Here is an 11,021-nt window from a genome sequence, read left to right as displayed (position 1 = left end):
GCACATACCGTAGCGGCGCCATTTATTGCGCGTTACCGACTATTAATCTGCGTCATAACCCAAATTGGGTGCTAGCCAGCGCTCAACTTCGCTCACGCTCATGCCTTTACGCGCGGCGTAATCTTCCACCTGATCGCGCTGAATCTGCGCCACGGCGAAGTATTTGCTATCAGGATGGCTGAAGTACCAGCCGGAAACCGCTGCGCCTGGCCACATGGCGAAAGATTCGGTGAGCTTCATGCCGGTATGTTTTTCTACCTCCAGCAGCTGCCAGATCGGTGCTTTCTCGGTGTGTTCCGGACAAGCCGGATAACCCGGTGCGGGACGAATGCCCTGATAGTTCTCGCGAATCAGCTCTTCGTTGCTGAGATTTTCATGGGCGGCAAAGCCCCAAATCACCTTCCGCACGCGCTCGTGCAGATATTCAGCAAAGGCTTCTGCCAGGCGATCCGACACCGCTTTCACCATGATTTTGTTGTAATCATCGTGCTGCTTGTCATACGCCTCGGCCAGCGCATCTTCCTCAATTCCGGCGGTAACCGCAAACGCGCCGAGATAATCGGCTTTACCGCTGGATTTCGGTGCCACAAAGTCGGCTAAACAGTAGTTGGCGAAGTCGGTTTTCTCGGTCTGCTGACGCAAGTGATGACTGACGCACAGCACCTGATTGCGGTTCTCGTTGCTGTAGATTTCAATGTCATCGCCGACACGGTTGGCCGGGAAAATTCCCACCACGCCGCGTGGATTGAGCGTGCCGGTGCTGCTCAGCATATCGAGCATGGCGTTGGCATCGGCAAACAGGCGTTTGGCCTCTTCGCCTACCACTTCATCTTCCAAAATGCGCGGATATTTGCCGGCCAGCGACCAGGTCATAAAGAACGGCGTCCAGTCGATGTAATTGCGCAGCGTTTCAATGCTGGCTTCGACCGGACTCACACCGAGGCGGTGCGCCACCGGCGGCGTATAGCTTTCCCAATCAATGACATAATCATTATCGCGCGCAGTTTGCAGGCTCACCGGCGGCGTGCGCGGCTTTTTGCGCGCGTGCTGAATACGCACCGTGTCGTACTCTTTGCGCGTGCGCGCCACGAAATCTTCTTTCAGCGTTTCGGACAGCAGCGATGACACCACGCCCACGGTGCGCGAGGCGTTCTGCACGTAGACCGTTGGTCCGCTATAGTTCTGCTCGATTTTCACTGCGGTATGCGCTTTCGAGGTAGTCGCGCCGCCAATCAGCAGCGGGATGGTGAATCCCTGGCGCTCCATCTCTTTGGCGACGTTGACCATCTCATCCAGCGACGGCGTGATCAGGCCGGAAAGCCCGATGATATCGGCGTTCTCGGCAATCGCGGTTTTGAGGATTTTGTCACTCGGCACCATAACGCCGAGGTCAATGATTTCGTAGTTGTTACATTGCAGCACTACGCCGACGATATTTTTGCCGATGTCATGCACATCGCCTTTTACCGTTGCCAGCACAATCTTGCCGTTGCTGCGTCCGGCCTCTTTGCTGGCCTGAATATAAGGTTCGAGATAGGCCACCGCTTGCTTCATCACGCGCGCTGATTTTACCACCTGCGGCAGGAACATCTTGCCCTCGCCGAACAGATCGCCAACCACGTTCATGCCGGACATCAGCGGCCCTTCAATCACTCCAATCGGCCGCGCTGCTGCCTGGCGCGCCTCTTCGGTATCCAGCTCAATAAACTCGGTGATGCCTTTCACCAGCGAGTATTCCAGACGTTTTACCACGTCCCAGCTGCGCCATTCGGCCTGCTGTTTCTCCTGCTCGCCGTCGCTTTTGCTGCCGCGATATTTCTCCGCCAGTTCCAGCAAGCGCTCGGTGCCATCGTCACGACGATTCAGCACCACATCTTCCACCGCGTCACGCAGTTCGGCAGGCAGATCGTCGTAAATCGCCAGCTGACCGGCGTTGACGATGCCCATGTCCATGCCGTTGCGGATGGCGTAATAGAGGAACACCGCGTGAATCGCTTCACGCACCGGTTCATTGCCACGGAACGAGAACGACACGTTGGAGACGCCGCCGGAGATCATCGCGTGTGGCAGTTCGCGCTTGATGTCTTCGCAGGCACCGATAAAGTCCATCGCGTAATTGTTGTGTTCTTCAATGCCGGTCGCTACGGCAAAAATATTCGGGTCGAAAATGATGTCTTCTGGCGGGAAACCGACCTCTTCGGTCAAAATCTTGTAGGCGCGACGACAGATCTCAATTTTGCGCGCCCGCGTATCCGCCTGACCCGCTTCGTCAAACGCCATCACCACCATCGCTGCGCCGTAGCGACGCACTTTGCGCGCGTGCGCGATAAACGGTTCCACGCCCTCTTTCATCGAAATAGAGTTCACAATGCCTTTGCCCTGAATGCACTGCAGGCCTTTCTCGATCACTTCCCATTTCGAGGAGTCGATCATAATTGGCACGCGGGCGATATCCGGCTCACCAGCAATCAGATTGAGGAAGCGCACCATCGCCGCTTCCGCATCCAGCATGCCTTCATCCATGTTGATGTCGATGATTTGCGCACCGTTCTCTACCTGCTGGCGCGCCACATCCAGCGCTTCGTTGTATTTCTCTTCTTTGATCAGACGCTTAAATTTGGCCGAGCCGGTGACGTTGGTGCGTTCACCGACGTTGACGAACAGCGAATCGGCCTGAATATTCAGCGGTTCAAGCCCAGCTAAGCGACAGGCAACCGGAATCTCAGGCAACTGGCGCGGCGCAACGCCTTCTACTGCGGCCGCCATCGCCGCGATGTGTTCCGGCGTGGTGCCGCAGCAGCCGCCGATAATATTGAGGAAACCGGCGCGCGCCCACTCACCAATTTGCTCAGCCATGATCGTCGCATCGAGATCGTATTCACCAAAGGCGTTGGGCAAACCGGCGTTCGGGTGCGCGGTGACGTAGCCTTCCGCAATGCGCGACAGCTCCGCCACATACTGACGCAGTTCATCCGGGCCAAGAGCACAGTTGAGGCCGAACGACAGCGGTTCGGCGTGGCGCAGCGAGTTATAGAAACCTTCGGTGGTTTGGCCGGAGAGCGTACGACCGGACGCATCGGTGATGGTGCCGGAGATCATTAGCGGCAGCTTCACGCCCATCGCTTCCATCTCGGCCTGCACCGCGTAGATCGCCGCTTTGGCGTTCAGGGTATCGAACACCGTTTCGATCATGATGAGGTCGGAGCCACCGGCGATCAGCGCATGCGTCGATTCGCGGTAAGCTTCCACCAGCTGATTAAAGGTGACGTTACGATAGGCGGGATCGTTGACGTCCGGCGAGATAGAACAGGTGCGGTTGGTCGGGCCCAACACGCCTGCCACGTAGCGCGGACGATGCGGCGTTTTCGCCGTCCATGCGTCGGCGCTGGCACGCGCCAGTTTGGCGGCTTCGAAGTTGATCTCCGCCGACAGCGCTTCCATCGCGTAATCGGCCATCGCAATGGTGGTGGAGTTGAAGGTGTTGGTCTCGAGAATATCCGCGCCGGCAGCGAGATAGGCATCGTGGATTTCGCGGATCACCTCCGGTTTGGTTAGCACCAACAGATCGTTGTTGCCCTTCAAATCAGATGGCCAGTCGGCAAAGCGGCTGCCACGGAAATCCTGCTCACTCAGTTTATAACTCTGGATCATGGTGCCCATGCCACCGTCCAGAATCATAATGCGTTGCGCCAGCTGCTGCTGCAGCATTTCTGTTTTGTTGCTCACTCTCGCCCCGTCCACGTCATTGCGTTGGCTAATATGCCAGCCAGTCATACTGGCACAACTTGCAGGTGATCAAAAGTCAGCTCAGATGAGACATTTTCAGCTATTGCCGATGACAGGTCTGACCAGAAAGTCAGCGTTTGCATTAATGCGGTTAAAAACGAAAATGGTTTCCAGCATTGATGCGAATTGGAGACGTTATGGCAACCCCTGCGCCCGTGAAACGCGGCAAGAAACCGCGTGCGACAACGGCTACCACCAGCGCGCCCGTCGGCGGGCAAGTACAATCTTTGACGCGTGGTCTGCGCCTGCTGGAGCTGATTGCCGAATCCCACGGCAGCGTGGCGCTGACCGAACTGGCACAACAGGCCGGTTTACCCAACTCCACCACTCATCGCCTGCTCTCCACCATGCAGCAGCAAGGTTTTGTGCATCAGGTGGGCGACTTAGGTTTGTGGACCATTGGTTCGCACGCGTTTGTGGTCGGCAGCAGCTTCCTGCAGAGCCGCAATCTGCTGGCGATTGTGCATCCGCTGCTGCGCAAGCTGATGGAAGATGCCGGCGAGACGGTGAATCTGGCGGTGCTGGATCTCAGCGATTATCAGGCGGTGATCATCGACCAGGTGCAGTGTACGCAGCTGATGCGCATGTCCGCGCCGATTGGCGGCAAGCTGCCGATGCATGCATCCGGCGCCGGCAAAGCGTTTCTGGCGCATCTGAGCGATGAGCAAGTTACCGCGCTGCTGCATCAAAAAGGGCTGCATCACTACACGCCGAAAACGCTGATGTCGCCGCACAGCCTGAAGGAGAATCTGGCGCTGATTCGTAAGATGGGCTTTTCGCACGATGATGAAGAGCACGCGCTGGGTCTGCGCTGCGTTGCGGCACCGATTTATGACGAACATGGCGAACCCTTCGCCGCCATCTCAATCTCCGGCCCGATTGCGCGCATGACTGACGACCGTATCACCGAGCTGGGTGCGCTGGTGATCCGCGCCGCGAAGCAGGTGACCCAAACCTATTCTGGCCGCTAAGCGGCCACCGACGCATAGCGCGCGCTGAAACGCTGGCTGGCGCGCCACGCAATGACCTCTTCAATATGCCCTTCGCGGATGCGCGTTTGCAGCGCGCGCCACCAGTTGGGATCAAACAGCTGCGGATGCAGCGCCTGCAGCAGTTTGCCGGTCGAGGGTTCGCTGCACAGCGCATAGCGAAAGGTTTCCGGGAACACATCATCCGGCCCGACGCTGTACCACGGCTCGGCCTGCAGCTCATCTTCCTCATAGCGCGCCTGCGGCACATCGCGGAACACCAGTTCGGTCATCGGGCGGATTTCGTCGTAATCGTAAAACACCACGCGGCCATGACGCGTCATACCAAAGTTTTTGTACAGCATGTCGCCGGGGAAAATATTTGCCGCCGCCAGCTGACGAATCGCATCACCGTATTCGCCAATCGCGTGCTGCCGCTGTTCCGGCGAAGCCTGAGCCAGCCACAGATTAAGCGGCTCCATGCGGCGTTCCAGCCACAAATGGCGGATGATCACCACATCGTCGCGCAGCTCGAGCTTTTCCGGGATATCGCGCTCAAACTCCGCCATCAGCTCGGCCGGAATTCGCGCGCGCGGTAACGCAAAGTGCTCAAACTCCTGCGTATCCGCCATACGACCCACGCGATCGTGCTCTTTGACCATGCGATAGCAGTCGCGCACCTGCGCATCGGTGACCTCTTTTTGCGGTGCGAAGCGGTCTTTGATCACCTTAAATACGCGATCAAAACCCGGCAGCGTGAACACCATCATTACCATGCCGCGAATGCCGGGTGCGACGGTGAAATCTTCCTGACTGTGCGCCAGATAGTGCAGGTATTCACGGTAGCATTCGGTTTTACCGTGCTTCTGACAGCCAATCGCCATGTAGCGCTCTGCCACGGTTTTTCCCGGCAGAATCGGTTGCAGCCACGCCACCAGCGCGGCTGGCACCGGCGCGTACACCATGAAATAGGCGCGGGCAAAACCAAACACGATGCTGGCATCATCGCTGTCGGTGAGACAGGTATCAATCCACAAACGGCCAGCATCATCGCGCTGAATCGGCAGCAAACAGGGCACCATGCCATCACTCAGCTGCAGGCGCGCCACAATCCACGCGGTTTTGTTGCGGTAAAACAGTTCGCTGGCGACATCCAGCGTCGCCGTCGCCAGCTGTGTGGCACCAAACTGCTCGTGCAGATGGCGCACAATCCAGCCGATATCGCGCGTTTGATCCTGCCACGTTAGACGCAGCGGAATGTCATTCAGCACCTGACGCAGTGTTTCCTGCCAATTCTGCTGCGGACGATAGAGGCGCGACAGCGGGCGCGGCGCAACCGGTGCAGGCGCATAGGGCTGCGACGGCAAGATAAACAGACGCTCGGACGACAAATGGCTGTGGCCCTGCAGGCGACAATAGACCGAATTGAAGAAGCTTTCGGCGATTTCATGGCGCGGATAGCCGGGCAGCAAGGTTTCGTAATGGCTTTTCACCCGTAACCAGAACGCGTCATCCCAGTCCGAAGTGTCATTGAGAATGCGCAGCTGGTTGGTGACCAGGCCAACATGGTGATCGTAAAGATGGATACGCGCTTTCATTGCCTGCTGCACCGCGTGCCAGTCGGCCTGCTCGAAGCGCTGTTGCGCACCGGCGGTGATATCCAGAAAGCGGCCATACTGCGCGTCAAAACCTTGCAGAATGGTGTGGGCAATCAGCGATTCTCTCGGCGTCATCGGCAACGCTCCTTTAGCGGTAAGTGGTCGCCATTGAATGGCGACCTTACAACGGCTTCAGAATTGTGCGGCTTCGGTGGAGCCGGTCAGCGCGGTCACGGAGGATTGTCCGCCCTGGATGACGTTGGTGACGCGATCGAAATAGCCGGTGCCCACTTCCTGCTGATGCGATGAGAAGGTGTAACCCTTATCGCGCGCCGCAAACTCCGGCTGCTGCACTTTCTCCACGTAATGGCGCATGCCTTCGCCCTGTGCATAGGCGTGCGCCAGGTCAAACATGTTGAACCACATGCTGTGAATCCCGGCTAGCGTAATGAACTGGAAGCGATAGCCCATTTCGCTCAGCGCCTGCTGGAAACGGGCAATAGTGCGATCGTCGAGGTTCTTCTTCCAGTTGAACGAAGGCGAGCAGTTGTAAGCCAGCAGCTTGCCGGGATACTGCGCGTGAATCGCGTCGGCAAAGCGCTGCGCCATCTCCAGATCTGGCGTTGAGGTTTCGCACCACAGCACATCGGCATAAGGCGCATACGCTAGCCCGCGGCTGATCGCCTGTTCAATCCCGGCACGCGTGCGGAAGAAGCCTTCCGAGGTGCGCTCGCCGGTGATAAACGCCGCATCGCGCGGGTCGCAATCTGAGGTGATCAGATCGGCGGCATCCGCATCGGTGCGCGCCAGCAACACTGTCGGCACGTTCATGACGTCTGCGGCCAGACGCGCCGCCACCAGTTTCTGAATCGCTTCCTGCGTTGGGACTAATACCTTGCCACCCATGTGGCCGCACTTCTTCACCGCCGCCAGTTGGTCTTCAAAATGCACCGCGCCGGCACCGGCCTGAATCATCGATTTCATCAGCTCGAACGCATTGAGTACGCCGCCAAAGCCCGCTTCCGCATCGGCGACAATCGGCAGGAAGTAATCAATAAAATCACTGTCTTCTGGCGATACGCCGCTGGCCCACTGAATTTGATCGGCACGCTGGAAGCTCTGATTAATCCGCTCCACCACATTTGGCACCGAATTCACCGGATACAGCGATTGGTCGGGATACATCTGCCCGGCCAGGTTAGCATCTGCCGCCACCTGCCAGCCGGAGAGGTAAATCGCCTCTATGCCGGCTTTCGCCTGCTGCACCGCTTGTCCGCCGGTCAACGCGCCGAGGCTGTTGATGTAGCCTTTGCTCGATTCACCATTCAGCAGCGACCAGAGTTTGGTGGCACCGCGCTCCGCCAGCGTGCAGGCGGGATTGACCGAACCGCGCAGATTGACCACATCCTCCGCACTGTACGGGCGAGTAATTCCCTGCCAGCGCGCATCATTCCAGCTCGATTCCAGTTGTTTGATCTGTTGCGTACGATTCATCGTCATATCTCCAGGTTCAAGGCAGCAGGCGGTAGCCCGGCAGAGTGAGGAAGGAAACCAGTTCGTCATCGGTGGTAATTTGCGCCATCAGCGCGGCGGCATCGTCGAAGCGTCCATTTTGAAAACGTTCTGCGCCAACGGTTTGCTGCAAGGTGGCCAGCTCTTCCTCCAGCAGCCGTTCAAACAGCGCCACCGTTACCGGCTGGCCATCGCTGAGAATTTGTTTGTGATGAATCCATTGCCAGATGGAGGTGCGGGCGATTTCAGCGGTGGCGGCATCTTCCATCAACCCATCAATCGGAACGCAGCCGTTGCCGCTGATCCAGGCTTCCAGATATTGCAGCGCCACGCGGATATTGGCGCGCATGCCGGCTTCAGTACGCTTGCCGCGACAGGGCGCCAGCAGACGTTCGGCGGTGATTGGCGCATCCTGCTCACGCGTGATGTGCAGTTGGTTGGGCTGATCGCCCAGCCGACGGTCAAACTCCTCCATCGCGATATCAGCCAGGCCGGGATGCGCCACCCAGGTTCCGTCGTGACCGTTGCCCGCTTCTCGCGCTTTATCTTCCTGCACCTTTTGCGTCACCCATAAATTGCGCTCCGCGTCTTTGCTCGGAATCAGCGCCGACATACCGCCCATCGCCAGCGCACCACGACGATGACAGGTTCGAATCAGCAGGCGTGAATAGGCATCGAGGAATGGCTGATCCATGCTGATTTGCTGGCGATCCGGCAGGATACGATCGGGATGCTGGCCCAGCGTTTTGATGTAGCTGAAGATGTAATCCCAACGGCCACAGTTGAGGCCAACGACGTGATCACGCAGTTCCCACAGGATCTCATCCATCTGGAATACCGCCGGCAGCGTTTCGATCAATACCGTGGCTTTGATGGTGCCGCGCGGCAGATCGAAGCGATCTTCACTGAAGCGGAAGATCTCACGCCACCACGCCACTTCAGCGGCATGCTCGGTTTTCGGCAGATAGAACCATGGCGCGTGGCCCTTCTCCAGCAGCGCTTCAACGTTGTGGAAAAAGTAGAGCGCAAAGTCGAACAATCCGCCGGGAATGGCCCGATCGCGCCACTCCACATGCTTTTCATTCAGATGCAGACCGCGCACCCGACACATCAGCAGCGCCGGATTGGCGCGCAGCTGATAGATCTTGCCGGTTTCACTGGTAAAGCTCAGCGTGCCGTTGGTGGCATCGCGCAGTGTTAATTGTCCGTCGATTAGCTTCTGCCAGGTTGGCGCCAGTGAATCTTCAAAATCGGCCATGAAGACGTTGACGTTCGCGTTGAGCGCGTTGATCACCATTTTGCGATCCGGCGGCCCGGTGATCTCTACGCGACGATCTTGCAGCAGCTGCGGAATAGGACGAACTTGCCACGCATTTTCACGAATGGAAGCGGTTTCCGAATCAAAGCCGGGTAACTCACCCTGATCGTAACGCTTCTGTCGTTGCTGGCGTGCTTTCAGCAGGCGTTCGCGCTCTGGTGCAAAGCGCACCACTAATGCGTGTATAAAGTCGATCGCTTCTGGGGTAAGCAGCTGCTTTTCCGCGTGGGTAAAGGGCTGGCTGAAGGTTAGCGTATTGCTGATAACCGAGTCTGTCATGCGGGCTGCCTCCTGAGTTGATCCATCGTTTAACGATCGGATCCGGATGTAGGGTGTTTTATAACCTGCAAGATCAGAGCATAATGATTTTTATTTTAATTTCAAAAACTATTTCCATTTTAATGTTTATGTTAATTTATCAGATTGATATTTATGTAATTTAATCTCTCGAATTAAAGGCAATAACTTCCACTGGTGAATTGAAGGCAAAAAAAAAGCCGCGATAGCTTTCGGCTAGCGCGGCAGGATCAAACGAGGTGTTTGATCTATTCGAGTGTTGGATTCATCCGGCGCAGATCGAACGGCGTGATCTGATAAACGTAGTAGTTCAGCCAGTTGGAGAACAGCAGGTTGCCGTGGCTGCGCCAGGTGGCGCGCGGTGGCAGCTCTGGGTTGTCGTGCGGGAAGTAATTGAACGGCACGTCCGGCTGCAGGCCAGCATCGTAATCGCGATGATACTCACCCGAGAGCGTCAGGGCATCGTACTCCGGATGGCCGGTGACAAACGCCAGGCGCTTGTCTTTGCTCGCCATCAGATATGCGCCGGTGGATTCCGATTCGGCAAATAGCTCGAGATCGGTGTAATCGCGGATCAGCTGGCTCGGAAAATCAGCATAGCGTGAATGCGGGGCCAGGAAATTGTCGTCAAACCCGCGCGTTAGTAAGGCGTGGGGATGCAGGATTTGGTGCTCATAAACACCGGACAATTTGTTCTGCCGCGTCTGCTTAGGAATGCCATACAGAATGTTGAGTGCCGCCTGAACCGCCCAACAGACAAAGAGCGTGGAGGTAACGTGTTCATTCGCCCAATGCAGCACGCGCTGAATCTGCGGCCAGTAAGCGACATCATTGAAATCGACCAATCCCAGCGGCGCGCCGGTCACAATCAGTCCATCGAAGTTATCGTTTTGGATGTCTTCGAAGTTGCAGTAGAAGTTGTTCAGATGCTCCGTCGGCGTGTTGCGCGACTCGCGACTATCAATGCGCAGCAGCTGCACATCAATCTGCAACGGTGAGTTAGAGAGCAGACGCAGGAACTGATTTTCTGTCTCAATCTTCTTTGGCATCAGGTTAAGAATCAGCACTTTTAGCGGACGGATCTCCTGAACACTGGCGCGCGACGACGTCATGACAAAGACGTTTTCATCACGCAAAAAATTCACTGCCGGTAATTCGTCGGGAATCCTGATTGGCATAACCTGCTCACCTCGTACTGATAACCGTATAAACGTTTAGACATCCAGATGCCCGACATTAACGTGTTATGTCGAGAATGTCGAGTCTTCATGCGGTTTATGAAAATGTTTCAGCTTTAGATGGGATTTGGGATAAGTCGTGGCGTATTTATGCTGGATTTGCTTCTTGAAATGAAAGTTTGAGATGAAATTTGCGTGATTTTCATACACTGAATCGCTCTATTCTATGCGATTTTAGCTGATTTCAGACGCAAAAAAACCCCGGACTCTCGTCCGGGGCTTCTTCACTATTTGATGCCTGGCAGTTCCCTACTCTCGCATGGGGAGGCCCCACACTACCATCGGCGCTACGGCGTTTCACTTC

At 56.6% G+C, this 11,021-nt stretch carries 6 protein-coding genes; 1 reads left to right on the top strand and 5 read right to left on the bottom strand.

Going from position 1 to position 11,021, the window contains the following annotated elements:
• Nucleotides 1–42: 42 nt before the first annotated feature.
• Complete coding sequence (metH, locus tag ACVLVH_RS21105) at nucleotides 43–3,726, bottom strand: methionine synthase (RefSeq protein WP_498950014.1); 3,684 nt, start codon at nucleotides 3,724–3,726, stop codon at nucleotides 43–45.
• A 197-nt stretch (nucleotides 3,727–3,923) separates the two neighbouring features.
• Between metH and iclR the strand changes: the two genes are divergently transcribed.
• A complete protein-coding gene (iclR, locus tag ACVLVH_RS21100; protein ID WP_101763122.1) occupies nucleotides 3,924–4,757 on the top strand; it encodes a glyoxylate bypass operon transcriptional repressor IclR in 834 nt (277 codons plus the stop codon).
• On the opposite strand, the gene aceK is transcribed toward iclR, so the two are convergent.
• From aceK to metA, 4 genes are all read right to left on the bottom strand, one after another.
• Entirely contained in the window at nucleotides 4,754–6,487 is a 1,734-nt protein-coding gene (aceK, locus tag ACVLVH_RS21095) for a bifunctional isocitrate dehydrogenase kinase/phosphatase (protein ID WP_498950013.1), read from the bottom strand. The two genes, iclR and aceK, sit on opposite strands and share 4 nt — an antisense overlap.
• Before the next feature lie 57 nt (nucleotides 6,488–6,544).
• Nucleotides 6,545–7,846: an isocitrate lyase gene (aceA, locus tag ACVLVH_RS21090; protein ID WP_101763124.1), complete on the bottom strand. Its 1,302-nt coding sequence runs from the start codon at nucleotides 7,844–7,846 to the stop codon at nucleotides 6,545–6,547.
• 16 nt (nucleotides 7,847–7,862) lie between these two features.
• Nucleotides 7,863–9,461: a malate synthase A gene (gene aceB, locus ACVLVH_RS21085; protein ID WP_192412745.1), complete on the bottom strand. Its 1,599-nt coding sequence runs from the start codon at nucleotides 9,459–9,461 to the stop codon at nucleotides 7,863–7,865.
• Nucleotides 9,462–9,727: 266 nt separating this feature from the next.
• Entirely contained in the window at nucleotides 9,728–10,657 is a 930-nt protein-coding gene (gene metA, locus ACVLVH_RS21080) for a homoserine O-acetyltransferase MetA (protein ID WP_101763126.1), read from the bottom strand.
• Between the last annotated feature and the right edge of the window lie 364 nt (nucleotides 10,658–11,021).

It is taken from the genome of Kluyvera sp. 1366 (assembly GCF_054823405.1).
The sequence above is the reverse complement of the archived record's forward strand: the minus strand, read 5'-3'. Positions and strand labels throughout refer to the sequence as shown.